This window comes from Nonomuraea insulae (genome assembly GCF_042656245.1).
Genome location: NZ_JBHSPA010000135.1, coordinates 151,530 through 177,730, shown reverse-complemented (window position 1 = coordinate 177,730; position 26,201 = coordinate 151,530). Strand labels below are relative to the sequence as shown.

Genomic DNA, 26,201 nt, shown 5'->3' with positions numbered 1-26,201 from the left:
GCGGCGGGGTGCGGCACTGGGGCGGCGGGTCGGTCGGGTGCGGCGGGGCGTGGTGGCTGGGAGATCGGCCGGTTGCGTCCAGCGGATGTGGTGGCTGGGGGATCGGCCGGGTTCGGTCGGTGGAATGTGGTGATCGCGGGGAGAGCCGGTCGTGTGTGGCGGGGGGAGGGGGCGCGGTGATCGGGGGTGTTTCCGTGGTGCTGGCTTTGCTGGCGCAGGTGATGCTGGTCAATCGGGTGCCGTTGCCCGCGGGAGGCTCGCCTGATCTGGTGTTGCTCGCCGTCATCGGTGCCGCGCTGGCCAGGGGACCGGCGCCCGGAGCGGTGCTCGGGTTCTTCGCGGGGCTGCTGGTCGATGTCATGCCGCCGTCGGCGCACCTGGCCGGACAGTACGCGTTCGCGCTGGCGATCGTGGGCTATGTCGCCGGGCGGGGCGCTGGCGGGCCCGTGACGACCGTCGTGTTGTGCGTGCTGATGGCGCCGCTGCTGGCGGCGGCCGTGGGCGGGCTCATCTCCGATCCGCGGGTGACGATGCCCACGCTGTTCGCACAGGTGCCCGTCACCATCGTCTACACGTTGCTGGTCTCGCCGATCGTGATCTGGTTGACCACCCGGGGCAGACAGGCGAGGTTCTCGACATGATCAGGATGCGGACCCGGTTGCTGGTGTTGCACGTGCTCGTGCTGACTCTGCTCGTCGTGCTGGCCGTGCGACTGTGGCAGGTGCAGGTGGTGCGCGGGCACGAGTTCGTGACGCGGGCGACGGAGACCAGGACGCGGGCGGTGATCGTGCCGGCCGTGCGCGGACGGATCCTCGACTCGTCGGGGCGGCCGCTGGTGCGCAACAAGACCGCGCTGGTCGTCTCCGTGGACAGGACCAGGCTGTCCAGAACGAAGGACCGCGGGGCCGAGGTGTTGCGCAAGTTGTCGGAGGTGCTCGGGAAGCCGGTCGCGGACCTGCAGCAGCGCATCACGCCCTGCGGGCCCGGCGTGGGCAAGCCGTGCTGGACGGGGTCGCCGTACCAGCCGGTTCCGCTGGACGAGAAGGTGGACACGCGTGAGGCGCTGCAGATTCTCGAGCGCCAGGAGGAGTTTCCCGGGGTGACGGCGGAGATCCACTCCGTCAGGCAATATCCGGGAGGCAGGGCCGGGGCGCAGATGCTCGGTTACCTGCAGCCGGTCACCGAGGCGGAGTTGGAGCAGCGCGAAGGACTGAAGGCCAGCTTCTCGGGGGTGGACCTGGCCGGGCGCGACGGGCTCGAATACGTCTACGACGACGCGCTGCGGGGCAAGGCAGGGCTGCGCAGGGTCCAGGTGGACCGGATGGGGAAGGCGCTGGGGGTCGAGGAGCAGATCACGCCCATTGCCGGCGACCATCTGGTGACCAGCATCGACTCGCGGGTGCAGGGCGTGGTGGAAAGGGCGCTGGGCAAGGCGATGAAGTCCGCGCCGGGGGCCGACGGCGGGGCCGGCGTGGTGCTCGACGCGCGTTCCGGGCGGGTCGTGGCCCTGGCCAGCGCGCCCGGGTACGACCCGGAGATCTGGGCGGGAGGGATCTCGACGCGCGGCTACCAGTGGCTGTTGTCGGACAAGTCGGGCAAGCCGCTCGTGTCGCGGGCGATCAACGGGCAGTTCGCGCCCGGGTCGACGTTCAAGGTCTCCTCGGTGTCGGCGATGTTGCGGGCAGGCTATCCGCTGAACGGCCAATACTCCTGTCCCGGCTCGTACGGGGTGGGCGGCCGGGCCTTCAACAACTTCCGCGGCATCGCGCTGGGCACGCTCACCCTGCACATGGCGCTGGTGAAGTCGTGCGACACGATCTTCTATCGGGCCGCGTACGAGCAGTACCTCAAGGACGGCGGGCGCAGTCCGAAGCGGACGCCGAAGGAGGTGTTCGCCAACATGGCCAGGTCGTTCGGGTTCGGCGCGCGGACCGGCGTGGACCTGCCCGGCGAGTCCTCCGGCCGCATCCCCGACCGGGCCTGGAAGAAGGATCTGTGGAACAAGACCAGCGCGATCAACTGCGAGCGGTCGCGCAAGGGGTACCCGGAGGAGAAGGACCGGGCACGGGCCGAGTTCCTCAAGCGGCTCGCCCTGGAGAACTGCACCGAGGGGTTCCTGCTGCGGCCGGGTGACTCGGCCAACTTCTCCATCGGGCAGGGGGACGTGCTGGTCACGCCGATGCAGTTGGCCAGGGCGTACATGGCGTTGGTGAGCGACGGCAAGGTGCGCAGCCCGCGTATCGGGTGGGCGCAGGTGCGGCCCGACGGCAAGGTGGTTCGTACCATTCCGGTGCCTGTGGTGGGGAAGTTGCCGCTGAGTGAGAAGGAGCGGCTGTACATCAAGAACGCGCTCAGCCAGGTGGCCCAGGACGGCACCGCGGCGGGGGCCTTCTCCGGCTTCCCGATGAACAAGGTGCGGGTGGGAGGTAAGACCGGTACTGCTGAGGTTTGGGGGAAGAAGGACACCTCGTGGTTCGCGTCTTTCGCGCCTACCAAGAATCCGCAGTACGTGGTCGTGGTGATGGTGTCCCAGGGTGGGATGGGCGCGCAGACGGCGGCGCCGGCCGTGCGGGAGATCTACGAGGGGATCTACGGCATCAAGCGCAAACCGGCCGTGCCCGGCGGGCGGCTGACCACGCGGCTGCCGAGGTTCTCACCCGATGGGATGGTGGCCGGGGAATGAGCGGGGGTTCGGGCCCTGGAGGGCTGGTACAGCCGGTCGTAGGTGGGGTCTCGGGTCCTGGAGGGCTGGTGCGGCGGGTCCTGGGTGGGGTCTCGGGCTCTGGAGGGCTGGTGCGGCCGGTCGTGGGTGGGGTCTCGGGCGTTGGGGCCGGCGCGCTGGGGCGGGGAGTCGCCACGGTGCCTGCGTCGCCAGGGGAGATCCCCATGGCGGCGGTGGTCGCGGGGGCGATTGTTGAGGCTGGGGTGGGGGGCTGGGGATGATGGCGCGGACGGTGGCGGTGCGGCAGCCCTCGCTGCTGCGGCGGATGGCGCGTGAGAACTCCACCGTGCGGCGGCTCGATGGGCTGATGTTGGTCGCCGTGGCCGGGTTGTGCGTGATCGGCACGTTGCTGGTGTGGTCGTCCACCAGGACCTGGGCGCCGGGCTCGACGGGGCTGGTGAAGAAACACCTGCTCAACGAGGCCATCGGGGTCGTTCTGTGCGGTGTGGTGGCCATGGTGGACCATCGGGCGATGCGGGCGTACGCGCCTGTGGTGTTCGCGTTGTCGCTGGTGGGGCTGACGCTGGTGATCACGCCGCTCGGGGCGACGATCAACGGGTCGCACTCGTGGATCCTGCTCGGCGGCGGGTTCGCGGTGCAGCCGTCCGAGTTCGCGAAGGTCGGGCTGCTGCTGATCATCGCCATGTTGCTGGCGCAGCCGGCCGAGGGGACGGATCGGCCGCGGGGGCTCGATGTGATGCTGGCGCTGGTCGCCGCCGGGATCACCGTGGGGCTGGTGATGTTGCAGCCTGACCTGGGCACGGCGCTGGTGCTGGGTGTGATCACGGCGGCGGGGCTGATCATCTCGGGTGTGCGCAAGCGGTGGATCGGGATGCTGACGCTGGTGGCGGGGGCCGGGGTGTTCTCGGTGTTCTACTTCCACATGCTGGAGCCGTACCAGGTGGCGCGGTTCACCGCGTTCGTCGATCCGAGCGTGGATCCGCGCGGGGTGGGCTACAACAGCACGCAGTCGATGATCGCGATCGGGTCGGGGCAGCTCATGGGGAAGGGGCTGCTCGGCGGGGGGCAGACGACTGGGAGGTTCGTGCCCGAGCAGCACACCGACTTCATCTTCACGGTGGCGGGGGAGGAGTTCGGGTTCCTCGGGTCGGTCACGGTGGTGCTGCTGCTCGGGGTGGTGCTCATCCGCGGGCTGAGGATCGCCAGGCAGTGCGAGGACAGGTTCGGGACGCTGGTCGCGGGCACGATCGTGTGCTGGTTCGCGTTCCAGACGTTCATCAACGTCGGGATGACGATCGGGATCATGCCGATCACGGGGCTGCCGCTGCCGTTCGTGTCGTACGGCGGGACCGCCACCTTCGCCAACCTGATCGCGGTCGGCCTTCTTCAGGCCATCAAGGTGCGAAGGCAGTCGTTCAATTAGTGCTCTGCCCTGTCCTCAAAGCCGTTCAGGCGGGAAAATGGCAGGTATGTTCTTGGCCTATTGCGATGAGTGCGAGGAGCGCTTTCTGCTGCCCGCCAATCATGTCGTCGGTGTGCACAACCTGGAGAGCGGTGTCATCGCCGTCGAGCTCACCTGCTACGAAGGGCATCACATTCTGGTGCTCAGTGGAAACGACATAGACATCCCCGGACCCGCCACCGTCTGAGCGCCGCTACCCTGGACCCTATGTCTGTCGAGTCGATATTCCCCCGCCTGGAAGCGCTGCTGCCCAAGGTGCAGAAGCCCATCCAGTATGTCGGGGGTGAGCTCAACTCGACCGTCAAGGACTGGGACTCCGCCGATGTGCGATGGGCGTTGATGTACCCGGACGCCTACGAGGTCGGGCTGCCCAACCAGGGTGTGGCGATCCTCTACGAGATCCTCAACGAGCTCCCCCGCACGCTGGCCGAGCGCACCTACGCGGTCTGGCCCGATCTGGAGGCGCTCATGCGGGCCGAGGGCGTCCCGCAGTTCACCGTCGACGGGCACCGGCCTGTGCGGGCCTTCGACGTGCTCGGGGTGTCGTTCTCGACCGAGCTCGGCTACACCAACATGCTGACCGCGCTCGATCTGGCCGGCATCCCGCTGCTGGCCGTGGACCGTGGCGACGACGACCCGATCGTCCTGGCCGGCGGCCACGCGGCCTTCAACCCCGAGCCCATCGCCGACTTCCTCGACGCGGCCGTGCTCGGCGACGGGGAGCAGATCTCCATCGCCATCAGCGAGGTCGTGCGCGAGTGGAAGGCCGAGGGCGAGCCGGGCGGGCGTGACGAGCTGCTGATGCGGCTCGCCGAGTCCGGCGGGGTCTACGTGCCGAAGTTCTACGACGTCGACTACCACCCCGACGGCCGCGTCAAGCGCGTGGCGCCCAACCGCGCCGACGTGCCGTGGCGGGTGCACAAGCACACCGTGATGGACCTCGACGAGTGGCCCTACCCGAAGAAACCGCTGGTGCCGCTGGCCGAGACGGTGCACGAGCGGTTCAGCGTGGAGATCTTCCGCGGCTGCACGCGCGGGTGCCGGTTCTGCCAGGCGGGCATGATCACGCGCCCGGTGCGCGAGCGGTCCATCACCACGATCGGGGCGATGGTCGAGAACGGCATCGAGCAGTCCGGCTTCAACGAGGTCGGCCTGCTGTCGTTGTCCTCCGCCGACCACTCCGAGATCGCCGAGGTGGCCAAGGGCCTGGCCGACCGCTACGAGGGCACCAACACCTCGCTGTCGCTGCCCTCGACCAGGGTCGACGCGTTCAACATCGACCTGGCCAACGAGTTCTCCAGGAACGGCAGGCGCTCGGGCCTGACGTTCGCGCCGGAGGGCGGCTCGGAGCGCATGCGCAAGGTGATCAACAAGATGGTCACCGAGGAAGACCTGATCCGCACCGTCACCACGGCCTATTCGCAGGGGTGGCGGCAGGTCAAGCTCTACTTCATGTGCGGACTGCCCACCGAGCAGGACGAAGACGTGCTCGGCATCGGCGACCTGGCCAAGAAGGTCATCAAGGCGGGCCGTGAGGCGACCGGCAGCCGCGACATCCGCTGCACGGTCTCCATCGGCGGCTTCGTGCCCAAGCCGCACACGCCGTTCCAGTGGGCGGGCCAGGCCGACCACGAGACCGTCGACCGGCGGCTCAAGGCGTTGCGCGACTCGCTCAGGGGCGACAGGGAATTCGGCCGGGCGATCGGTTTCCGCTATCACGATGGCAAGCCGTCCATCGTGGAAGGGCTGCTGTCGCGGGGTGACCGCAGGGTCGGTGCCGTGATCAGGGCCGTCTGGGAGGACGGCGGCCGGTTCGATGGGTGGAGCGAACATTTCTCGTACGAGCGCTGGATGTCCGCCGCCGAGAAGGCGGGAGTCGACGTCGACTGGTACACCACGCGTGAGCGCGAGGAGAACGAGGTCCTGCCGTGGGACCACCTCGACGCCGGGCTCGACCGTGAGTGGTTGTGGCAGGACTGGCAGGAGGCCGTCTCCGGCGCCGAGGTCGAGGACTGCCGCTGGACTCCGTGTTACGACTGCGGCGTCTGCCCGACCATGGGCACCGAAATCCAGATCGGCCCCACGGGGCGCAAACTCCTTCCTCTTACGGTGGTCTAGCGCGCTCAGTGGGCGGACCGTGTCTCGGTGTACACGTCCATACGTCCGAGCGGCTTATCCTGGGACTAAGGAACTCTTACAAGGGAAGGACGACAAGCTCTGAAACCTGTTCCCGAAGGGCCTCCGCCCGCGCCCACGGTGCAACGCCTGCGTGTGCGTTACGCCAAGCGCGGCCGCCTGCGCTTCACCAGTCACCGCGACATCTCGCGGGCCGTTGAGAGAGCGGTTCGCCGTGCCGGCATTCCGGTGGCCTTCAGCGCGGGATTCTCGCCCCACCCGAAGATCTCCTACGCGGGCGCGGCGCCGACCGGCGTCGCCAGCGAAGCCGAATACCTCGAGATCGGTGTTACCACGCCGTGCGATCCCGGCCGGGTCAGACAGGACCTGGACGAGTCGCTGCCGTCTGGGCTCGATGTGCTCGACGTTGTGGAGGCAGGTCCTGGGGGGCTGGCCGACCGCTTGGAGGCCTCCGACTGGGAGGTGCGGCTGCCCGGTGTCGATCGCGAACTCGCCGAGGTGGCGGCGGAGAAGTTCCTCGCGGAAGGCACGGTGGAAGTCGAGCGCCTCACCAAGAAGGGTCCCCGGCGCTTCGACGCGCGGCAGGCCGTACTGAGGCTCACGGTGTCCGAGGGAACAGAAAGAATCGCAGCTCAGGTGCATGGAGAACCGTGTGTCATACTGCGCATGGTTGTTCGGCACATGACGCCTGCCGTTCGACCCGACGATGTGCTCACAGGGCTGCGCCTTGTGGCCGACTTCGCGCCGCCGGTTCCCCCCGAGGTGACCAGGCTGGCGCAGGGGCCGCTTGACGCAAGCACCGGTGCACTTGCCGACCCGCTCGACCTGGACCGCGACATCACGCGCGGCGGCGAGGCGGGACCGGGGAGTGAGCACGTCGCCGGTTAAGGAAGTGGCCGGCGCGAGCCGGGCACGACCGCTGACAGGACTTGGCGCCGGCGCGCCCGCTTCGGGAACGCCGGCGGACAACGAGACACGAGGGCTCCTGCGCGGCGCGGCGACGCGCCCGGGAGCTGACGGGAGAACGCCCGCATGCTCGACAACGAGCCCAACGCCGGGGCCACTGGCCCTGACGGGGAGACAACTGAACAGCCCGAGGTGACCAAGCGTCGCCGCTCCAGCCGCCCCGCGGGTCCTCCGCCGGAGCTGCCCGAGGAGCCGGCCTCCGCTCCGGTCACTGTCGCGGCGGCGCAGGCCGCGCCGTCGGTGGCTGAGGTGCAACCGGTGCAGAGCGCCGCCGCTCAGCGGGCGGCGGGAGAGCCCGCGCCTGAGATTCTCCAGGCGGCTGCCAGCACGGCGGCTGCCGGTGGCGCTGCTGGGCCGGCGGCTGCCGGTGCCGGCGGCGTGGCCCCTGGAACGCCCTTCGCCGCCGAAGGTGGTGCCGCGCCGGTGGAGAGCCCGGTCGAGGCCGCCGTGGGAGAGGCCGTGGCCGAAGCTGTGGCCGAGAAGCCGAAGAGGGCCGCGAGGACGCGGTCCACGGCTACGACGACGCGGCGCCGTACGACGAAGAAGGCCGCCGAGGAGCAGCTGGAAGAGGCGGGAGCGCTCACGGAGGGCGAGAAGCCCCTAGAGGAGCCCGCCGCCGAGGAGCCGGTGAAGCGGCGCAGGACGCGTAAGAAGGCGGAGGAGGCCGTGGAGCCCGCCGCTGAGGCGCGCTCCGTGGAGGACTCCGCGGCGCGTGTCGGCGGGGTCGAGGCCGGTCCCGCCGAGGAGGCCGCGCCTCCCGGCGGCGGTGAGACCGCCGCGCCGTTCGGCACAGAAGCTGAGGTGCCCGGTGGCGAGACCGAGGCGGCCCCCAGGAGAGGCAGGAGGGCCGCGGCAGCCGCGGCCGGAGAGGCTGAGGCGGCTCCGGCCAGAGCCGCGCGGGGTACGCGGAGCAGGAAGGCCAAGGCGGCCCAGGCCGCGGAGGAGGCGGCGCAGGCCGACGACCTCCAGGCCGCGCAGGCCGCCGACGCTCAGGCGGCGCCGGGTCGTGGCGGTGAGGCCGCCGGTGGGCAGGATGTCGAGGCTGAGGCCGACGAGGACATCATGGAGATCCTGCCGGTGGATGAGCCGCTCGACGACGAGCCCGCCGGTGAGGACCTCGACGAGGAGAGCGAGCGGCCGAGTCTGCTCGCCGACCCGTTCGGCATGTCCGCCGCCCGCAGGCAGCGTGAGCCGGATTCCGGGTTCCAGCGTCCGGCGGCCATCTTCGCGCCGCTGTTCCAGGCGCCCGACCCCAGCCGGGGCAAGCCCGCCGTCACCAAGAAGGCCGAGCCGCCGCAGCCCGTCGCCGAGCCCGAGGAGGCCGAGGAGCCGGTCGACGAGACGGTCACCGAGGAGGAGACCGACGCCGACACCTCCGACGAGCAGGAAGAGGAGGGCGGCGGCCGGCGCCGCCGCCGTCGCAGGGGCGGCAGGGGCCGTGGCAAGGCGCGTGAGCGTGACGACGCCGAGGACGGCGAGGACTCCGACGAGGAGCAGGCCGAGGAGTCCCAGGAAGAGGAGGGCACCTCCTCTCGCCGCCGGCGTCGCCGCCGTCGCAGGGGAGGCGACGAGGGCGCGGAGCCGGCCAGCGACGATCCGCCCAACACCGTGGTGCGCATCCGTGCGCCGCGCTCGGGCCGTGCGGCCTCGCTCGACACCGCCACCGACGGCGTGCAGAGCGTGCGCGGCTCCACCAGGCTGGAGGCCAAGAAGCAGCGTCGCCGCGAGGGGCGCGAGCTCGGCCGCAGGCGTCCGCCGATCATCACCGAGTCGGAGTTCCTGGCCCGCCGCGAGTCCGTCGACCGCATGATGGTGGTGCGCAGGCAGGGCGACCGCACCCAGATGGGGGTGCTGGAGGACGGCGTGCTCGTCGAGCACTACGTCAACCGCGAGGCCAGCCAGTCCTACGTCGGCAACGTCTACCTCGGCAAGGTGCAGAACGTGCTGCCCTCGATGGAGGCGGCGTTCGTGGACATCGGCAAGGGCAGGAACGCGGTCCTGTACGCCGGTGAGGTGAACTTCGACACCGCCGGGCTGGAGGGCCAGCCGAAGCGGATCGAGGTGGCGCTGAAGTCGGGCCAGTCGGTGCTCGTGCAGGTCACGAAGGACCCGATCGGTCACAAGGGCGCCCGGCTCACCTCGCAGATCAGCCTTCCAGGGCGTTACCTGGTCTACGTGCCGGACGGGTCGATGACCGGCATCAGCCGCAAGCTGCCCGACAAGGAACGTACCCGGCTCAAGAGCATCCTGAAGAAGGTCATGCCGGAGAACGCCGGCGTGATCGTCCGTACCGCGGCCGAGGGCGCCTCCGAGGAGGAGCTGGCCCGTGACGTGGCGCGGCTGTCGGCGCAGTGGGAGAACATCCAGAAGAAGGCGAAGTCGGCCAGCCCGCCCGAGCTGCTGTCCGCCGAGCCCGATCTGACCATCCGGGTCGTGCGCGACGTGTTCAACGAGGACTTCACGAACCTCGTCGTGCAGGGCGACGACGCCTGGGACACGGTGGACGAGTACGTCAAGTACGTCGCCCCGCACCTGGCCGAGCGCCTGTCGAAGTGGGACGGCGCGCAGGGCGACGTGTTCGAGTCGTACCGGATCGACGAGCAGCTCGGCAAGGCTCTGGAGCGCAAGGTGTGGCTGCCGAGCGGTGGCTCGCTGGTGATCGACCGTACCGAGGCGATGACCGTCGTCGACGTCAACACCGGCAAGTTCACCGGGCAGGGCGGCAACCTGGAGGAGACCGTCACCAGGAACAACCTGGAGGCGGCCGAGGAGATCGTCCGGCAGCTCAGGCTCCGCGACATCGGCGGCATCATCGTGATCGACTTCATCGACATGGTGCTGGAGTCGAACCGCGACCTGGTGCTGCGGCGGCTGCTGGAGTGCCTGGCCCGCGACAGGACCAAGCACCAGGTGGCCGAGGTGACCTCGCTGGGCCTGGTCCAGATGACGCGTAAGCGGGTCGGTCAGGGGCTGCTGGAGGCGTTCTCGACGCCGTGCGACTGCTGCAACGGGCGCGGCCTGATCGTCTCCACGGAGCCGGTCGAAGCCAAGCCGGAGCCGCGCGGTACGCAGGGGAAGATGGCGGTCGAGAAGGCGGTCTCGGACAAGGTTTCCGCGGCCAAGGACTCGGCCAGCCGTGATACCGTGACCGGTGCGCTTGAAGCCGTCCCGGCCGAGGACGACCAGGCAAACCAGACTTCTGGCAGAGGGCGGAGACGCTCTCGCCGAGCCAAGTCGGCCGAGTAGCCCTCGATCGGCTTCCGACGATCCGTCCGGTTCGCCTAGGGCACCGTTAATCCGGTACCCTGGTGAATCGGTGCGTCAGGTGACGTGCCCTGTTGGCGCGCTTACTCGGTTCGTCGGTTTGAGACAGGCCGAATGACAGGCGCAGCATTCGGCGGCTACCTCTTCGTGAGGTGGCTTATGTTCGAAAATCAACAGTGAGTCAGTAGAAGGGTTCCGCGGTGTACGCGATCGTTCGTTGCGGCGGCAGGCAGCAGAAGGTCTCCGTCGGTGACGTCCTCGAGGTGGACAAGGTCGCCGGCGAGGTCGGCTCTTCGGTTTCGCTGCCGACGGTGCTCGTCGTCAACGACGGCGATGTGACCACCGAGGCGGGCAAGTTCATGGTCAGCGCCGAGATCCTCGGTGAGACCAAGGGCCCGAAGATCCGCATTCTCAAGTACAAGAACAAGACCGGTTACAAGAAGCGCCAGGGGCACCGTCAGCGGTACACCCAGGTGAAGATCACCGGTATCGAGCAGGCCTGAACGGGAGATTGAGAGATGGCACACAAGAAGGGCGCGTCGTCCACCCGGAACGGTCGTGACTCCAACGCCCAGCGACTGGGCGTCAAGCGCTTCGGTGGTCAGCTGGTCAACGCGGGCGAGATCATCGTCCGTCAGCGCGGCACCCACTTCCACCCCGGTGACAACGTGGGCCGTGGTGGCGATGACACGCTGTTCGCACTGGCCGCTGGTCACGTGCAGTTCGGTTTGAAGCGCGGCCGCCGGGCCGTGAGCATCGTTCCCGTCGCGGAGTAAGGTTCTTCCTTTCTCCTTTCGACCTTGGGTTTTGTTGCTGCAGGGGTGGATCGATCCGATCGGGTGTCGATCCGCCCCTTTGCGTTTTTCTGGGGCTTTACCGGGTCCTCAGGCCGTCTCTGGGCAGGACTCAGGGGAAGGTGTCCGGCCGGGGATGTGCGGGGGCGGGGTCCTCGGGCCTCGCGTGTTGGAATGAGATGCCCCTGGTGGGGCGATGGAGGAATGCGGGATGCCGGACTTTGTGGACCAGGTGGTCCTTCACATCGGGGCCGGTGACGGGGGGAACGGGTGCGCCTCCATCCACCGGGAGAAGTTCAAGCCGCTCGGCGGCCCGGACGGGGGCAACGGCGGGCGGGGCGGTGCCGTCGTTCTCGAAGTCGATCCCAACACGGCCACCTTGCTCGACTACCACCGCCGGCCGCACCGTAAGGCCGACAACGGCAAGCAGGGGCAGGGGTCCAACCGCGACGGCGCCAACGGCGAGGACGTGATCCTGCCCGTGCCCAACGGGACCGTGGTCAAGGACGCCGGCACCGGCGAGGTGCTGGTGGACCTCGTGGGAGCCGGCACACGATACGTGATCGCCGAGGGCGGGCACGGCGGGCTGGGTAACGCCGCCCTGGCCTCCACCAAGCGGAAGGCGCCGGGGTTCGCGCTGCTCGGTGAGCCCGGCGACACGCTCGACGTCATGCTGGAGCTCAAGAGCGTCGCCGACGTGGCGCTGGTGGGGTTCCCGAGCGCGGGGAAGAGCTCGCTGATCGCGGCGTTGAGCGCGGCCAAGCCGAAGATCGCCGACTATCCGTTCACCACCTTGATCCCCAATCTGGGCGTGGTGACGGCTGGGGACAACGTGTTCACCGTTGCCGATGTGCCCGGGTTGATTCCCGGTGCGTCGCAGGGGAAGGGGCTCGGGCACGAGTTCCTGCGGCACGTCGAGCGGTGCGACATGCTGGTGCACGTCATCGACTGCGCCACCATGGAGCCGGGGCGGGATCCGATCACGGACTACGAGGTGATCGAGGCGGAGCTGCAGGCGTACGGGAAGCTCGAGGACCGGCCGCGGCTGGTCGTGCTGAACAAGGCCGACGTGCCCGACGCCCGGGAGCTGGCCGAGCTGGTCACGCCCGAGTTCGAGGCTCGGGGGCTGAAGGTGTTCACGATTTCGGCGGCCACGCATGATGGGCTGCGGGAGCTGACGTACGCGATGGGTGAGTGGGTGGCGGCGGCCCGGGCCAACAAGCCGGTCGAGGAGCCCACGCGGCTGGTGATCAGGCCCAAGCAGCTTGGGGATGCCGGGTTCCGGGTGCGGCGGGTCAACGACAACCTGTTCCAGATCACCGGTGAGAAGCCCGAGCGGTGGATCAGGCAGACCGACTTCACCAATGACGAGGCGGTCGGCTATCTCGCCGACAGGCTGGAGCGACTGGGGGTCGAGGAGCAGCTGGCCAAGGCCGGCGCCAAGGCCGGGGTAGAGGTGGTCATCGGGTCCATGGAGGGTGGCTACATCTTCGACTGGCAGCCCACGTTGAGCGCCGAGTCGGTGCGGACCGGGCCGCGGGGGACCGACAACCGCCTGGGGTAGTGCTAGGGGTGGAGGGTGGCCTCCGCGCCGCCGTCGGCGTACAGGATCTGGCCGGTCATGAAGGAGTTGTCCGCGCTCACCGTCCACGCCAGCAACGACGCGATCGCGTCCACAGGGCCGGGGAAGCCCAGAGGCTGGGGCATGGCCTCGGCGATGAAGTCGTGCGTGGCGGGGTCGTTCAGGAACGTGGTCCTGGCCGTCTCCGTGTCGACGACGCCCGGCGCGACCGCGTTGAGCGGGATGCCGGAGCCGGCCCAGTCAGGGGTGACGGCGGTGCGGCGGAGCCACTGGTTGAGCGCGAGTTTGCTGGACGGGTAGACGATGCGGCCGCGCCCGGACTCGATGGTCCGGCGGGCGGCCGCGGCGGCCGCGTCCTCGTCCATCGAGAGGCAGGCCTCGACCAGGGTCTGGTCCGTGGCCACGATGGCGCTCAGCGACGAGACGGCGACCGCCCTCGGCTGCTCGGCGGCGGCCAGGAGCGGGCGCAGGCCCTCCAGGGTGGCGATCGTGCCGAAGAAGTTGAGCCGGACGGTGGCCTCGGAGGGGATGGCGAGCCCGGCGACCGCGACGAGGCCGTCGATCCTGCCGTTGGAGCGGGCGGTGACCTCTGACACCAGCTTGTCGCGGCCTTCCCGGGTGGTCAGGTCGGCGTCGCGCACGTCGCAGCGGATCACCTCGGCCCCGGCCTTGGTCAGGTGGTCGGCGGTGGCGGCGCCGATGCCCGAGGCGGCGCCGGTGACTACGTAGGTACGTGTGTCCATGGCTTAATGACTACACTCGATGAAGTAATGCAGTCAATAAAGTAATTGTCCGGTGATGCGAGCGGATAGGCTGCCAGACGTGCGGGAACAGATCAGCTCAGCCTCGAAGGTCGTCGTCAAGGTCGGCTCCTCCTCGCTCACCACCCCCCATGGCATGATCGACGTCGATCGGGTGGACGCTCTGGTGGACGTGCTGGCGGCGCGGCGGCGTACCGGGACGCAGATCATCCTGGTCTCCTCGGGAGCGATCGCGGCGGGCCTCGGCCCGCTCGGGCTGAGCGCGCGACCGCGCGACCTGGCGACGCAGCAGGCGGCCGCCTCCGTCGGGCAGGGCGTGCTGGTGGCCCGCTACACCTCCTCCTTCGCCCGCTACTCCCTGCGCGTGGGGCAGGTGCTGCTGACCGCCGACGACATGATGCGGCGCGCCCACCACGCCAACGCCCAGCGCACCCTCGCCAGGCTGCTGGAGCTGGGCATCGTGCCCATCGTCAACGAGAACGACACGGTGGCCACCGACGAGATCCGCTTCGGCGACAACGACCGGCTGGCGGCGCTGGTGGCGCATCTCATCCACGCGGACGCGCTCGTGCTGCTGTCCGACGTGGACGCGCTCTACGACGGCCCGCCCAGCCGCAGCGGCTCGCGCCGGCTGGCGGAGATCCGCGGGCCCGAGGACCTGATCGGGGTCGAGCTCGGCAAGAACGGCGCGGGGGTCGGCACCGGCGGCATGGTGACCAAGGTGCAGGCCGCCAGGATCGCCACCGGCGCGGGCGTGCCCGTGGTGCTCACCGCGGCCGCGCACGCCGCCCAGGCCCTCAGCGGGGCCGACGTCGGCACCTACTTCCACCCCGGGGGCCGGCATCCCGGCACGCGCCTGCTGTGGCTCGCGCACGCCACCACCGGGCGCGGCCTCCTCCACCTCGACCAGGGCGCCGTGGAGGCCATCGTGGCGCGCCGCAAGTCGCTGCTGCCTGCCGGGGTGACGTCGGTGGAGGGAGAGTTCGCCGCGGGCGATCCGGTGGACCTGTGCGGCCCTGAAGGGCTCGTGGTGGCCCGCGGGCTGGTGAACTTCGACGCCGTCGAGATCCCGGGCCTGCTGGGGCGCTCCACGAGGGAGCTGGCGAGCACGCTCGGTCCGGAATATGAACGTGAGCTGATCCACCGCGACGACATGGTCATACTGGAAGCCCACAGCTGAAAGCTCCGCCGAGGAGCGACCGTAGTGGCGAGGGAAACGCGGGGCTTGTGGGCCCGAAGGAGCGGAGCGGAGCAATGAGTACAGAGTTCCTGAAGGTCGCCCGCGCGGCGCGAGAGGCCGGCGCCGAGCTGGCCCCGCTGCCGCGGGCGCCCAAGGACCGGGCGTTGCGCGCGATCGCCGACGCCCTGGTCGCCCACGCGGTGGAGATCGTCGAGGCCAACGCGGAAGACGTCGAGCGGGCCAGGGCCCAGGGCACCTCCGAGGCGATGGTCGACCGGCTGCGGCTCGACGAGGCCAGGATCGGCGGCATCGCCGAGGCCGTGCGCGAGGTGGCCGACCTGCCCGATCCGGTCGGTGAGGTCGTCCGCGGCTCGACGCTGCCCAACGGGCTGGAGCTGCGCCAGCTCAGGGTGCCGCTGGGCGTGATCGGCATCATCTACGAGGGCCGCCCCAACGTCACCGTCGACGCCGCCGCGCTCTGCCTCAAGAGCGGCAACGCGGTGTTGCTGCGCGGCTCGTCCAGCGCCTACTCCTCCAACACCGCCCTGGTCAAGATCATGCAGGGGGCGCTGGAGGCGACCGAGGTGCCCGCAGGGGCCGTGCAGCTCGTGCCCGGCCAGACGCGCGACTCGGTCAAGGAGCTCATGCGGGCCCGCGGGCTGGTGGACGTGCTGATCCCGCGCGGCGGCGCGTCGCTGATCAGCTCGGTGGTCGAGGAGTCCACGGTGCCGGTGATCGAGACCGGCGTGGGCAACTGCCACGTCTACGTGGACGCCGAGGCCGATCTCGACGTGGCCGTGCAGATCGTGGTCAACGCCAAGGCGCAGCGGCCGTCGGTGTGCAACGCCGCCGAGACCTTCCTCGTGCACGAGCAGGTCGCCGACGCGTTCGTGCCCAAGGTGCTGGAGGCGCTGCGCGAGGCGGGCGTGACCGTGCACGGCGACGCGCGCGTCGCCGGCTACGGCTCGGGCGTCGTGCCCGCCACCGAGGACGACTTCTACGCCGAATACCTCTCGCTCGACATCGCCGCCGCCGTCGTCGGATCGCTGGAGGAGGCGGTGGCGCACATCAGACGATACGGGTCAGGTCACACCGACGCCATCGTCACCCGGTCGCAACGAGCCGCCCGCAGGTTCGTCGCGCTGGTCGACTCGGCGGCCGTGGCGGTCAACGCCTCGACGAGGTTCACCGACGGCGGGGAGTTCGGGTTCGGCGCGGAGATCGGCATCTCGACCCAGAAGCTGCACGCGCGCGGCCCGATGGGGTTGCCCGAGCTCACCTCGACCAAGTGGATCTATACGGGTGAGGGGCATTTGCGCACGTCAGAGGGCACGGTGGTGGCCGGTTAGTCGGCGTGTCGGCCTGACCGGCACCGTGCGCCGTGGGTTGACTGGGAGACATGGAAATCGTCGTCGCCCTCATCTTCTCGGCCGCGGTGTTGTTCGGCGCCGACCGGCTGCTGCTCTGGCTGGAGAGCCGCGGTCACGTCAACTGGGGCAGGAAAGGACGCAGGCAGTTGTCGGACGAGCCCACCGCGGGGCTCGACAGCATGCTCACCGATCACACTCGCCGATAAACCTTCGGCGTGCCTCAAGCGGCAACTCACGTACCGGCGCTAGGGTTGTGTCCCTTATGGGCGCGCCGGGCGGGGAGGGACGGTGAGCAAGCTCGGCAAGGTCGGGCCGTACACCCTGGTCGAACGGCTTGGCCGGGGTGGAATGGGAGAGGTCTACCTCGCCACCACCCGCCGTGGCGAACACGTGGCTCTCAAGGTCCTGCACGACCTCGCCGAGGACGAGACCTCGCGCATCAGGCTGGAGCGCGAGGTGAGAGCGCTGCGCAGGGTCGAGAGCCCCTACGTCGCCAAGGTGCTCGACGCCGACCTGAGCTGTGCGCGGCCCTACCTGGTCATGGAGCACATCGAGGGCGTCACGCTGCTCGATCGTGTACGCCAGAACGGGCGCCTCGACGTGGCCCAGCTCGTCGACATGGCCCGGGGCATCGCCGCCGCCCTCGCGATCATTCACGCGGCCGGGGTCGTGCACCGCGATCTCAAGCCGGGCAACATCATCATGGGCAAGCAGGGGCCCGTGCTGATCGACTTCGGCATCGCCCAGGTGCTGGACGCGACGCGGCTCACCATGACCGGTACGTTCCTCGGCACGCCCGGCTACACGGCGCCGGAGACCTTCGCCGACGAGCACGTGGACTCGCCCGCCGACGTGCATGCCTGGGCCGCCACGGTGGCCTTCGCGGCGACGGGGCGGCCGACGTTCGGGCGGGGGACGGCCGAGGCGCAGATGTACGCGGTGCTGAACGGGCAGGCCGACCTCAAGGGCGTGCCGGTGGAGCTGCTGCCGCTGGTGCGCGCGGCGCTCAACCGGGAGCCAGGCAAGCGGCCCACGGCGGCGCTGCTGGCCGATCGGCTGTCCAGGCTGGCCAAGGCCACCGGCGCGACCGAGACCGAGGCCGCCACCGGCGGGCGGGTGGCCGACGCGGTGGAGGAGGGCGGCAAGGGCACGGCGGTGCGCAGCCGTACGGCTGAGGAGGCCCGGGGGGAGGCCAAGGCCCGTAGCAGGCCGAACGCGGTGCCCGCGGAGGGCAAGGTGCCGGCGCCGCGCGGGCGTGCCCGGCATGAGGGAACCGCCGCGCGCGGCCGCGCCGAGAGCAAGGACGTGGTGGCGCGCAGCCGCGCGGAGGGCAAGGTGCCGCCGCCGCGGAGCCGTACGAGCGGGGACGGGAAGGCCACCGGGCCCCGGGCCAAGCAGCGTACGGCGGCGGCCGTCAGGAGCAGGCCGGCGCTCAGGCCGCAGACCCGGCGCAAGGGCGACTCCTCCACCACGTTGCCCGCGGGCAACGGCGCGTTGCTGCTGCTCGCGGTGCTGGCCGTGCCGTGCGTGGTGGCCTCGGTGATCTGGCCCATCGCCTCGATCGCGATCACGACCGTGTTCGTGGTGCTGACCAGGACGTTGTGGATGAGTCACTGGATGGTCAGGAAGCGCAGCTCACGGCGTACGCGGGTGACGCTGCGCGTGATGCTCTTCCCGGTCGCGCTGGCCGGGGCGGCCCTGACCGCCGTCGTGTGGCCGGGCGTGCCCGTCGCGGTGGCGTCGGGCGGAGCGCTGTGGGCCACCGGCGGCGGGGAGATCGACTCCGACTGGTGGCAGCAGGCCGCGCCCGTCACGGTGGCGGGTGTGGTGTTCGGCATGTTGTGCGGCGGCATCACCGGGCGGGAGATCGAGCGCATCGGGCACCGGCTGCCTGACCTTCGCAGGGAGGGGCTGCGCGCACTGGCCGTGCTGGGCGGGTTCGTCGCCCTGTGCGCGGCTGCCGTACGCGCCATCGCCCTTCTGCTCTGACGCTTCGAGGGCCCGCCGCCTTTACGGCGGGCCAGCGCGGTTGATCAAATGGATCGGCCGCGTGGTGTTCAGCCCTGGCCGCCGTCGCGGGGGCGGGAGAAGCGGTTGAAGATGCGCTCGCCGGCGTTCACAGCGCCCTCGGCCACGTCGCGCAGCACGCCGATGAACGGGTCCTGCGACTGCGACCAGGACGCGCGGTAGGACTCCGCCGCCGCCTTGATCTCGTCGGTCACTCTCGCGTTGGGGTCGTCCTCCCTGCGGGGGTAGTCGCCGCTGAGGATGCGCTCGTATTCGCCGGTGCGCTGCCACTTGTCCAGCTCCGCCACGCGCACGACCGCGAACGGGTGGGTGGTGCCGAGCAGGTTGAGAACCTTGAGGAAGCCGTCGCGAAGGTCGCCCGCGGTGTCGTATTCCTGGTACTGCTCCAGGAACGCCTCGATGTTCATCTCGTGGGTGTAGTCGCCGCCCGCCAGCTTCATCAGCGCGCGCTTTCCGGCTTCCGGGTCCTGGCCGACGAGCAGGCCGCCGCGGTCGGAGGACAGCTCGGACTTGCGGTACCACTCCTCCAGGCCCGCGACGATCGCCCGCAGGCCGATGTAGCCGAGGGGGATCCACGCCACGCGGGCGGCGAGGGTGGTGAGGATGTCGAGCATCGTCCGGTAGACCGCGTGCCCCGACAGGATGTGCGAGGTCTCGTGGCCGATGACGAAGCGCTGCTCCTCCTCGTTCATGAGGTTGAGCAGGCCGGTGGTCACGACGATGAACGGGTCGTCGAAGCCGATGGCCTTGGCCTGGACCTGCGGGTCCTGCTGGACGTAGATCTCGGGGATCCGGTGCAGGTCGAGCGTGTAGGCGGCGTCGCGGCCCATGTCGTATACGGAGCGGAACTGGGTCTCGCTCACGCGTACGGCCGAGGCCAGGTACATCAGGCGAAGACGGCGCTCGCTCACGAGGCCGGACATCTGCTTGAGAACCGTGTCGAACCCACTCAACTTGCGCAGAGCGACCAGAGCGGACCGGTCTGCGGGGTGTTCGTAGGCGCGGGACGAGATGCCGGGCAGTTGGACGCGGTTGCGGTCCGGGGTGGTCGTCATGCCCGGCATGCTACGTCCGCAACGGAAGTGATGCGCGGCCATCACGAAGGGGGGTGCCATCATGTTGCGCAAGAGCGTCCGCGTAAGGTCCGTTTCATGATGAACGCGCCTGGTGTGCAGGGGAAGCGGCGAGTGGGTGTGATGGGTGGGACGTTCGATCCCATCCACCACGGGCACCTTGTCGCCGCCAGCGAGGTGGCCCACCATTTTCAGCTCGACGAGGTCGTCTTCGTGCCCACAGGGCGGCCGTACCAGAAGGCTGAGCGGGTGGTTTCGGCTCCCGAGGACCGCTATTTGATGACGGTCATCGCGACCGCGTCGAACCCCCGCTTCTCCGTCAGCAGGGCTGACGTCGATCGGCCCGGACCGACGTTCACCATCGATACTTTGCGCGATATTGCGGATATTTACGGTCCTGAGGTTGACCTGTACTTCATCACCGGCGCCGACGCGCTCGGCGCCATCCTCGACTGGCAGGAAGCCGACGAGCTGTTCCAGCTCGCCCATTTCGTCGGCTGTACGCGTCCCGGGCACACCCTGCACGACCCTGGCCTGCCGGAAGGCCGGGTGACGTTGCTGGAAATTCCCGCGCTGGCCATTTCCTCGTCCGAGTGCCGTCAGCGGGTGGCAAAGGGTGAGCCGATTTGGTATCTGGTGCCTGATGGCATCGTCCAGTACATCAACAAGCGCGGGCTGTACAACGCGGCAGGCTGAAGCGGTTCGCGGATACATAGGTGAGGGGTTTCGGGCTGGAAGGGTACCCTCAACGTATGGGCATGCTGCCGACACAGGAGGACAGACCCGCATCGTGACCGCATCTGACAGATCCGTCCAGCTCGTGCGCATCGCCGCGGAAGCCGCGGCCGACAAGCTGGCCGATGACATCCTCGCATACGACGTGAGCGAACAGCTCGTCATCACCGACGCCTTCCTGCTCTGCTCCGCCACCAACGATCGCCAGGTCCGCGCCATCGTCGACGAGATCGAGGATCGGCTGCGCATCGAGGCCGACGCCAAGCCCGTGCGCCGGGAAGGAGAGCGCGAGGGCCGCTGGGTGCTGCTCGACTACCTCGACATCGTCGTGCACGTCCAGCATGAGGACGACCGTACGTTTTACGCGCTCGAGCGCCTGTGGAAGGACTGCCCGGCCATCTCGCTGCCGGAGAGCGTCATGCAGGCCAACCTTCAGCGGACCCGCGCGTGAGCGAACGCAGCGGTGAATCCCCGCGCCGGTTCCGAGCGTTGAGCGAGGAAGCTGCATGAGCAAGCGCATCGTTTGTCTGCGTCATGGGCAGACGCTGTGGAACGTCGAGCAGCGCTTTCAGGGACACTCGGACATTCCGCTCGATGAGACCGGCGTCGCGCAGGCCGCGCGGGCCGGGTCACTTCTGGCCTCGCTGCGGCCCACCATGATCGTCTCCTCCGACCTGCAACGGGCCAACGACACCGCGCTGGCGCTGGCGCGGATCGTCGGGCTCGACGTGGGGGTCGACAAGGACCTGCGCGAGCGGGGCGGCGGGCAGTGGGAAGGTCTCACCCGCGAGCAGATCGCCGCGCGCTGGCCCGAGGAGTACGCGGCCTGGGAGGCGCCCGACGGCGAACCCGTCGCCGAGGTGGCCGCCAGGGTGGCGACCGCGATGCGCCGGTGGGCCGGCCGGATGCCCGACGACGGCCTTCTGGTCGTGGTCTCGCACGGGGCCGCGTTGCGGCTCGGGATCTGCGAGCTGCTCGGGCTGCCCGAGGCCCTGTGGCCGACGTTGGGCGGGCTGGGCAACTGCTCCTGGTCCGTGCTGCACGAAGGGCGCAGGGGGTGGAGGTTGCTGGAGCACAACGCCGGCACCCTGCCCGAGCCGGTGCACAGCGACGACAAGCCGGACGCCGAGGCGTAACGCGTTCGTACGGCTCGGGGGCCGTACGGGCGACATACGGCGCGAGATCTCGGACGAATCACACCACGACAGGTACCGCGGCGGCCTGGGACGGCAGGCCGCTGACGTCGGGGAAGGTTCGTCGATGGAGATTCGGTCACTTCGCTATGCGGTCACGCTTGCCGAGGAACTGCACTTCGGGCGCGCCGCGCGGCGGCATTTCATCGCGGCTCAGCCGTTCGGGCGGCATATTCAGCGGCTGGAGCGTGAGGTCGGGCGGCGGTTGTTCGAGCGTACGAGCCGGAAGGTCGTGTTGACGCCGGCGGGGGAGCGGCTGGTCGCCGAGGCGCGGCGGGTGCTGGCGGCGGTGGATGGGCTGGCCGAGGTGGCGCGGTCGGAAGCGCCTGGTGGGTCGGTCGCAGTGGCGCATGGGCCGGTCGAGGTGGCGCGGGGCGATCTTGGGGATCGTAACCTTTCCTGCTGATGATGGCTGCGCGGGGTGCGTGGTGGAGTCGTTCGCATGGGACATCAGCGCACCACGAACACGAGGCTCGAGGCTGCGGCACTGAAGGAGATCGTGCCGGGAGTGCACGCGTGGGTGCAGCCCGACGGGACCTGGTGGGTCAACAACGCGGGCGCGGTGACGGGGGACGACGGCACGATCGTCATCGACACCTGCGCCACCGAGGAGCGTACGCGCCGGTTCTTACGGGCGCTCGCCGAGGCCACCGATGAGGCGCCCATCAGGGCGGCGGTGAACACGCACCAGCACGGTGACCACACCTACGGCAACAGCCTGCTGCCCGAGCAGACGGTGATCGTGGGTCATGAGAGCGTACGCGACGCGGTGCTGAACGACTTCGTCATCGACCGGTGCCCGCCGTTCTGGTCACCGGTGCCCGACTGGGGGGCGGTGACGCGGCGGCCACCGGCGCTCGTGTTCCGCTCCGAGCTGACGATCTACAGCGGCGGGCGGCGGATCGACCTGCTTCATCCCGGTCATCCCGCGCACACGACCGGCGACGTGGTCGCCTGGCTGCCGGAGGAGCGTGTGCTGTTCGCCGGGGACCTGCTCTTCCACGGGCTCACGCCGCTGGTGCTGATGGGGTCGCTGGACGGGGCGCTGCAGTCGCTGGACTGGCTGGCGGACTTCGGCGCCGATCATGTCGTACCCGGGCACGGGCCGCTGGCGCGTTCGGACGCGCTGCCGGGCATCCTGGCCGACCATGAGCGGTACTACCGCTTCATCGCGCAGACCGCGCGGACCGGGATGGATCGGGGACTGAGCCCCTTGGACGCGGCCCGGCGCGCCGACCTGCGGGAATTCGAGGGCTGGCCCGACGCGGAACGGCTCGTGCTCAACCTCCACCGCGCCTACGCCGACGCTGCGGGCGCCGAGGTGGACCTTCTGGCCGCCTTCGGCGACGCCATGTTGTGGAACCGCGGCCCTTTCCCGACGGGTGTTTGAGGAGGCTGCGATGAGGTTCGTCACTTATGCGGGGCGCGCTTCTCGGGCGATCGGGCCGGGGTGCTGGTCTCCGGAGAGGTGTACGCCCTGCCGCCGGGGGTGCGGCTGGTCGACCTGCTCGACGACCTGACGACCGCCGGTCAGGCCGCCCTGCACTCGCCGGCGGAGGTCGTACCGCTCGAATCCTTACGGTTGCGCGCGCCCATCCCCGACCCGCCGACGGTGCGGGACTTCATGACCTTCGAGCAGCACGTCGAGGGTGTGGCCAAGCTGGTGGGCGCGGAGGTGCCCGAGCAGTGGTACGCGGCTCCGGCCTTCTCCTTCACCAATCCGTTCGCGGTGCTCGGGCCGTACGACGACGTGCCGGTGCCGCCTGGGTGCGGGGTGTTCGACTTCGAGCTGGAGGTGGCGGCGGTGATCGGGCGCGGTGGGCGGGACCTGGGCGTCGAGGAGGCCGCCGGGCACATCGCGGGGTAGGTGATCATGAACGACTGGTCGGCGCGGGATCTGCAGGTCGCCGAGATGGAGGTGCGGCTGGGGCCGGTGAAGGGGAAGGACACCGCGACGACGCTCGGACCCGTGCTGGTGACGCCGGATGAGCTGGAGCCGTACCGTGCGGGGAACGCTTTCGACCTGCCCATGACGGCTGGCGTCAACGGGCTCACCGTGGGCGGGGATCGGTGGAGCAACATGGCGTTCTCGTATCCGCAGATGGTCGCGTACGCGTCTCGGGGGACTGAGGTGCGGGCCGGGGACGTACTGGGGTCGGGCACGTGTGGTGGGGGGTGTTTGGCGGAGTTGTGGGGGCGGCTGGGGTTCGAGGCGCATGAGCCGCTCGCGCCTGGGGTTCGAGGCGCATGAGCCGCTCGCGCCTGGGGACACTGTCGCGATCAGCGTGGATCTGCTCGGGGTGCAGCGGCGCCGGGTCGTGGAGGGGAGTTGAGCCGGTCGCGGACGATCTGGGGGCGCTGCGTGGTGCTTGATCCGAACTGTGGTGTGGGCTGCGTCTACCAGGGTGTTCTGGCGTTCGGGAGGGGCGGTGGTGGCTGCTGTTGGTAGCGGTTGCCGTGGGTGTGTTCGGGAGGGTGGTGCGATTAGGCGAATCGAGGCGGATGGCTATATGCTCTCGGAGCGCCGTAACGGGTGGACTCGGAGCGGTGACCAGGGGCTATGGCGCAGTTGGTAGCGCGCCTCCATGGCATGGAGGAGGTCTGGGGTTCGAATCCCCATAGCTCCACCCCTGTATCGCCTCTGACCTGTTTCATCGACGGGTCAGGGGCGTTTTGGCGTTCTGGGGCGTTTTGTTCCGGTGGTGGGCGCGGGAGGCGAAACGCGGTGTGGCGGCGCAGGTGGCCGCACCGGCGAGTGGGGGTGACGGCCAGCAGGCCGGCCACGATGGACAGGATGGGATCGGAGTCTTGCGGAGCGCTGGGGTGGGAGCGGAGCCGTCGCGGCGGAGCCGGTCTCTGGTGGGATGGGCACCGTCTTTGTGGGGCTGGGCTTTGATGGGAGATCGGGACCGTCGTGGTGGGGCTGGGGCTGGGGCTGGGGCCTGGCGGGTCGGGGCCGTCGCTCTGGGCTGGGCTCCGAGGGGATCGAGTGGGCTCCGAGGGGATCGGGGCCATCTTTGTGGGGTTGGGGCTGGGGGTCCTGAGGGAGTCGGGATCGTCGTCGCTCTGGGCTGAGTCCTGGGGATGAAGCGGGTGCCGCTTTCGTTGAGGGGCGTGTTGGGGGACAGGGGCTTCGGGTGGGTGGAGGTCATGCGGGTGTCACTCGCTGGACAGGGGCGCAGCCGCTAGGCCCTATGTAGAGTTTCTACATGCCTGCTGAAGTGCGCCTGACCACGACTGTGGCCAGCGTGCTCAAGATCTTCCTTGAAGACGTCTCCATGCCCAGATACGGATTCGAGTTGATGAGACAGGCGCGGCTGCAAAGCGGGACGCTCTACCCGATCCTGGCCAGGCTTGAGGCGGCAGGATGGATCGAGGGGCGACGGGAGAACATCGATCCCAGCGAGGAGGGCCGTCCGGCCAGGCGGCTGTACTTTCTCACGGCGGATGGCGCCACTGTTGCGCGGCAGTCGCTGGCCGAGCTGAGTGCCCGTATCAGCCCGCATTCCCCGGCACGTCCGATCGCGCGGCCCGAGGGCGGGTACGCATGAATGTCCTCTTAGTCGTTGCCTCCGTGATCGGCACCCTCTTCGGCGCCGCGCTGGCCGAACTCGTCAGCGAGGAGATCAGGGGCCAGCTCGACCGGATCCCCATCGCCTTGCTGAGGATCGCCCGACGCAGGCTGCCGGAGAACATGCGCGTGTCGCTCCATGACGAGGAGTGGTACCCCGAGCTGCAGGAAGTTCTGCGCGGGGAGGATGCTCGCCCTCTGTCTCGCCTGGTTCTCGGCATTCGGTACAGCGTCGGGCTGATCAGGAGCGCGCACGTGGTGGCCTCCATTCGGGACAGGAGAGCCACACTCCATGCCGATCGTGAGCGTTGGCAGGCCATCGTCGAGGTGATGCGCATACCGGCCAATCTCTGCGTTCTGATCACCGGCATGATGATCTCGGCGAGTGCCGGCGTACTGCTCGGCGTGCTTCTGACGCAGTTGCTCAGCATCGGGGGCGCCACCGGGCCGGCGCTCGGGGCGGTTCTGGGCTGGGCGTTGACCGTGGCATTCGGGACGTCGATCGGGCTGGCGATCACGCTGCTGCTGACCACCGGTCTGCTTGCCGCCACACGACGGCTGCTCCTACGTAGGGCGATCCGGGTGCCTGTGGGCAAGATACCGACGCCGCCTCGGGAGCCGCTGCGGCGCCGGGCGATGAACGTCCTGCTCGGGCCTCATCGGGACAACGTGCATGGGGTGCGGGCGGCTGCCTTCCTGGGCTCGTACGCGGGGGTTGGGCTGGGCATCCTGCTCGGGACCGAACTGGCGGCGTTCTGGCAGCCTCTGCTGGTCACCGGGCTTGCGGTTGCTTCCTTGTTGATTCTGCGGGTGTCTCTGGTGTCCGCGCCGCGGTGGTGGCTCAAAAGACTGCAAAACCGGCTGAAGGCGGCGGAACCTCCTGAGCCTGCCGACCAGTCGCAGAGCCAGACCCTGCCCTGATCCTCCCTGCCCTGATCCTCCACGCCCTGATCCTCCACGCTGGTGCACCGCCTCATTCGTCGTTCCGCGAATTGGGTGGTGGTCGTGAGGGCTTGGTGCGGATGAGGTGTCACGGTGATGGCGCGACAGCCGTCTTGTGGGGGACTTGATGGAGGGTGGGAAGGGGGAGCTGGGTCGTTGTGGTGAGGGTGGCGCGTCCGGGTGGCTGTTTGGTGAGGGTGGCGCGTCCGGGGTGGCTGCGTGGTGAGAGTGCGCGCTCAGGTGGCTGCGTGGTGAGGGCGATGCCTGTGGGGTGGCTGTGCGATAAGAGCGGAGCGTCCTAAGCGGCTGCGTGGTGAGGGCTGTCCTCTGGGGTGACTGGGTGGTGAGGGCTGTCCGTCTGGGGTGACTGTGCGGTGAGGGCTGCGCGTCTCGGGTGGCTGTGTGGTGAGGGTGGTTGTCTGGAATGGCTGCGAGGCTGGCGAGGAGTTTGAGCCGGTCTT

The 26,201-nt window shown here is 69.5% G+C and carries 23 protein-coding genes, 1 tRNA gene and 1 pseudogene; 23 read left to right on the top strand and 2 right to left on the bottom strand.

All coding sequences use genetic code 11. The features are described from left to right. Window positions 1-176: 176 nt before the first annotated feature. The 10 genes from mreD to obgE all read left to right on the top strand — a co-directional run bounded on the left by mreD (window position 177) and on the right by obgE (window position 12,869). Window positions 177-641, top strand: coding sequence for a rod shape-determining protein MreD (gene mreD / locus ACFPZ3_RS68925; protein ID WP_379525135.1), 465 nt, complete (start codon window positions 177-179; stop codon window positions 639-641). Beyond that, window positions 638-2,683 carry a penicillin-binding protein 2 gene (mrdA, locus tag ACFPZ3_RS68920; RefSeq protein WP_379525134.1) on the top strand — a complete coding sequence of 682 codons (2,046 nt, stop codon included), beginning with the start codon at window positions 638-640 and terminating at the stop codon, window positions 2,681-2,683. Before mreD ends, mrdA begins: the two co-directional genes overlap by 4 nt. A 256-nt stretch (window positions 2,684-2,939) precedes the next feature. Further along, window positions 2,940-4,106, top strand: coding sequence for a rod shape-determining protein RodA (gene rodA, locus ACFPZ3_RS68915; protein WP_379525133.1), 1,167 nt, complete (start codon window positions 2,940-2,942; stop codon window positions 4,104-4,106). 46 nt (window positions 4,107-4,152) lie between these two features. Further along, the gene (locus tag ACFPZ3_RS68910) at window positions 4,153-4,332 is read left to right on the top strand and encodes a hypothetical protein (protein WP_379525132.1); all 180 of its coding nucleotides are present in this window, start codon (window positions 4,153-4,155) and stop codon (window positions 4,330-4,332) included. A gap of 20 nt (window positions 4,333-4,352) precedes the next feature. Next, entirely contained in the window at window positions 4,353-6,263 is a 1,911-nt protein-coding gene (locus ACFPZ3_RS68905) for a TIGR03960 family B12-binding radical SAM protein (protein ID WP_379525131.1), read from the top strand. Window positions 6,264-6,401: 138 nt separating this feature from the next. Next, on the top strand, window positions 6,402-7,169 hold the full coding sequence (locus tag ACFPZ3_RS68900; protein ID WP_379525130.1) for a TIGR03936 family radical SAM-associated protein: 768 nt from the start codon (window positions 6,402-6,404) through the stop codon (window positions 7,167-7,169). 144 nt (window positions 7,170-7,313) lie between these two features. Continuing rightward, window positions 7,314-10,493 (top strand): Rne/Rng family ribonuclease, encoded by a 3,180-nt coding sequence (locus ACFPZ3_RS68895; RefSeq protein ID WP_379525129.1) that lies wholly within the window; start codon window positions 7,314-7,316, stop codon window positions 10,491-10,493. A 218-nt stretch (window positions 10,494-10,711) separates the two neighbouring features. Then, complete coding sequence (gene rplU / locus ACFPZ3_RS68890; RefSeq protein ID WP_357867130.1) at window positions 10,712-11,014, top strand: 50S ribosomal protein L21; 303 nt, start codon at window positions 10,712-10,714, stop codon at window positions 11,012-11,014. A gap of 15 nt (window positions 11,015-11,029) precedes the next feature. Further along, window positions 11,030-11,287, top strand: coding sequence for a 50S ribosomal protein L27 (gene rpmA / locus ACFPZ3_RS68885; RefSeq protein WP_090773491.1), 258 nt, complete (start codon window positions 11,030-11,032; stop codon window positions 11,285-11,287). A gap of 229 nt (window positions 11,288-11,516) precedes the next feature. Next, a complete protein-coding gene (gene obgE, locus ACFPZ3_RS68880) occupies window positions 11,517-12,869 on the top strand; it encodes a GTPase ObgE (RefSeq protein WP_379525128.1) in 1,353 nt (450 codons plus the stop codon). Between the two features lie 2 nt (window positions 12,870-12,871). Here obgE and ACFPZ3_RS68875 read toward each other — a convergent pair whose 3' ends face one another. Beyond that, window positions 12,872-13,630: an SDR family oxidoreductase gene (locus tag ACFPZ3_RS68875; RefSeq protein ID WP_379525127.1), complete on the bottom strand. Its 759-nt coding sequence runs from the start codon at window positions 13,628-13,630 to the stop codon at window positions 12,872-12,874. Window positions 13,631-13,685: 55 nt separating this feature from the next. Here ACFPZ3_RS68875 and proB point away from each other — a divergent pair, with 55 nt between their 5' ends. The 4 genes from proB (at window position 13,686) to ACFPZ3_RS68855 (ending at window position 18,187) form a co-directional block, all read left to right on the top strand. After that, window positions 13,686-14,828: a glutamate 5-kinase gene (gene proB, locus ACFPZ3_RS68870; RefSeq protein WP_379525126.1), complete on the top strand. Its 1,143-nt coding sequence runs from the start codon at window positions 13,686-13,688 to the stop codon at window positions 14,826-14,828. 74 nt (window positions 14,829-14,902) lie between these two features. Continuing rightward, the gene (locus ACFPZ3_RS68865) at window positions 14,903-16,177 is read left to right on the top strand and encodes a glutamate-5-semialdehyde dehydrogenase (RefSeq protein WP_379525125.1); all 1,275 of its coding nucleotides are present in this window, start codon (window positions 14,903-14,905) and stop codon (window positions 16,175-16,177) included. Between the two features lie 50 nt (window positions 16,178-16,227). Further along, window positions 16,228-16,404, top strand: coding sequence for a hypothetical protein (locus tag ACFPZ3_RS68860; protein WP_379525124.1), 177 nt, complete (start codon window positions 16,228-16,230; stop codon window positions 16,402-16,404). A gap of 82 nt (window positions 16,405-16,486) precedes the next feature. Next, entirely contained in the window at window positions 16,487-18,187 is a 1,701-nt protein-coding gene (locus ACFPZ3_RS68855; protein ID WP_379525123.1) for a protein kinase domain-containing protein, read from the top strand. A 68-nt stretch (window positions 18,188-18,255) separates the two neighbouring features. On the opposite strand, the gene ACFPZ3_RS68850 is transcribed toward ACFPZ3_RS68855, so the two are convergent. Next, on the bottom strand, window positions 18,256-19,290 hold the full coding sequence (locus tag ACFPZ3_RS68850; protein WP_379525122.1) for a M48 family metallopeptidase: 1,035 nt from the start codon (window positions 19,288-19,290) through the stop codon (window positions 18,256-18,258). 87 nt (window positions 19,291-19,377) lie between these two features. On the opposite strand from ACFPZ3_RS68850, the gene nadD reads away from it, so the two are divergent. The 9 genes and pseudogenes from nadD to ACFPZ3_RS68805 all read left to right on the top strand — a co-directional run bounded on the left by nadD (window position 19,378) and on the right by ACFPZ3_RS68805 (window position 25,719). Continuing rightward, entirely contained in the window at window positions 19,378-19,995 is a 618-nt protein-coding gene (gene nadD / locus ACFPZ3_RS68845; RefSeq protein WP_379525121.1) for a nicotinate-nucleotide adenylyltransferase, read from the top strand. A gap of 94 nt (window positions 19,996-20,089) precedes the next feature. Continuing rightward, window positions 20,090-20,485, top strand: a complete 396-nt coding sequence (rsfS, locus tag ACFPZ3_RS68840) for a ribosome silencing factor (protein ID WP_379525120.1) — start codon at window positions 20,090-20,092, stop codon at window positions 20,483-20,485. Window positions 20,486-20,540: 55 nt separating this feature from the next. Continuing rightward, window positions 20,541-21,170 (top strand): histidine phosphatase family protein, encoded by a 630-nt coding sequence (locus ACFPZ3_RS68835; RefSeq protein WP_379525119.1) that lies wholly within the window; start codon window positions 20,541-20,543, stop codon window positions 21,168-21,170. A gap of 124 nt (window positions 21,171-21,294) precedes the next feature. Next, complete coding sequence (locus tag ACFPZ3_RS68830) at window positions 21,295-21,633, top strand: LysR family transcriptional regulator (RefSeq protein WP_379525118.1); 339 nt, start codon at window positions 21,295-21,297, stop codon at window positions 21,631-21,633. Window positions 21,634-21,669: 36 nt separating this feature from the next. Further along, window positions 21,670-22,617 carry an MBL fold metallo-hydrolase gene (locus tag ACFPZ3_RS68825; RefSeq protein WP_379525117.1) on the top strand — a complete coding sequence of 316 codons (948 nt, stop codon included), beginning with the start codon at window positions 21,670-21,672 and terminating at the stop codon, window positions 22,615-22,617. 234 nt (window positions 22,618-22,851) lie between these two features. Further along, window positions 22,852-23,478 (top strand): annotated as a pseudogene (locus ACFPZ3_RS68820) (fumarylacetoacetate hydrolase family protein). Between the two features lie 303 nt (window positions 23,479-23,781). Further along, a tRNA-Ala gene (locus tag ACFPZ3_RS68815) sits at window positions 23,782-23,854 on the top strand. A gap of 582 nt (window positions 23,855-24,436) precedes the next feature. After that, a complete protein-coding gene (locus tag ACFPZ3_RS68810) occupies window positions 24,437-24,778 on the top strand; it encodes a PadR family transcriptional regulator (protein ID WP_379525116.1) in 342 nt (113 codons plus the stop codon). A 23-nt stretch (window positions 24,779-24,801) separates the two neighbouring features. Then, window positions 24,802-25,719, top strand: a complete 918-nt coding sequence (locus ACFPZ3_RS68805; RefSeq protein ID WP_379525115.1) for a hypothetical protein — start codon at window positions 24,802-24,804, stop codon at window positions 25,717-25,719. Window positions 25,720-26,201: the final 482 nt, after the last annotated feature.

Excerpts from the sequence above, each read along its gene's own strand:
- mrdA (WP_379525134.1), top strand. The coding sequence starts at position 638 with ATGATCAGGATGCGGACCCGGTTGCTGGTGTTGCACGTGCTCGTGCTG.
- rodA (WP_379525133.1), top strand. The coding sequence starts at position 2,940 with ATGATGGCGCGGACGGTGGCGGTGCGGCAGCCCTCGCTGCTGCGGCGG.
- ACFPZ3_RS68910 (WP_379525132.1), top strand. The coding sequence starts at position 4,153 with ATGTTCTTGGCCTATTGCGATGAGTGCGAGGAGCGCTTTCTGCTGCCC.
- ACFPZ3_RS68905 (WP_379525131.1), top strand. The coding sequence starts at position 4,353 with ATGTCTGTCGAGTCGATATTCCCCCGCCTGGAAGCGCTGCTGCCCAAG.
- ACFPZ3_RS68895 (WP_379525129.1), top strand. The coding sequence starts at position 7,314 with ATGCTCGACAACGAGCCCAACGCCGGGGCCACTGGCCCTGACGGGGAG.
- rpmA (WP_090773491.1), top strand. The coding sequence starts at position 11,030 with ATGGCACACAAGAAGGGCGCGTCGTCCACCCGGAACGGTCGTGACTCC.
- obgE (WP_379525128.1), top strand. The coding sequence starts at position 11,517 with ATGCCGGACTTTGTGGACCAGGTGGTCCTTCACATCGGGGCCGGTGAC.
- ACFPZ3_RS68875 (WP_379525127.1), bottom strand. The coding sequence starts at position 13,630 with ATGGACACACGTACCTACGTAGTCACCGGCGCCGCCTCGGGCATCGGC.
- proB (WP_379525126.1), top strand. The coding sequence starts at position 13,686 with ATGCGAGCGGATAGGCTGCCAGACGTGCGGGAACAGATCAGCTCAGCC.
- ACFPZ3_RS68865 (WP_379525125.1), top strand. The coding sequence starts at position 14,903 with ATGAGTACAGAGTTCCTGAAGGTCGCCCGCGCGGCGCGAGAGGCCGGC.
- ACFPZ3_RS68860 (WP_379525124.1), top strand. The coding sequence starts at position 16,228 with ATGGAAATCGTCGTCGCCCTCATCTTCTCGGCCGCGGTGTTGTTCGGC.
- ACFPZ3_RS68850 (WP_379525122.1), bottom strand. The coding sequence starts at position 19,290 with ATGCCGGGCATGACGACCACCCCGGACCGCAACCGCGTCCAACTGCCC.
- nadD (WP_379525121.1), top strand. The coding sequence starts at position 19,378 with ATGATGAACGCGCCTGGTGTGCAGGGGAAGCGGCGAGTGGGTGTGATG.
- ACFPZ3_RS68835 (WP_379525119.1), top strand. The coding sequence starts at position 20,541 with ATGAGCAAGCGCATCGTTTGTCTGCGTCATGGGCAGACGCTGTGGAAC.
- ACFPZ3_RS68830 (WP_379525118.1), top strand. The coding sequence starts at position 21,295 with ATGGAGATTCGGTCACTTCGCTATGCGGTCACGCTTGCCGAGGAACTG.
- ACFPZ3_RS68825 (WP_379525117.1), top strand. The coding sequence starts at position 21,670 with ATGGGACATCAGCGCACCACGAACACGAGGCTCGAGGCTGCGGCACTG.
- ACFPZ3_RS68810 (WP_379525116.1), top strand. The coding sequence starts at position 24,437 with ATGCCTGCTGAAGTGCGCCTGACCACGACTGTGGCCAGCGTGCTCAAG.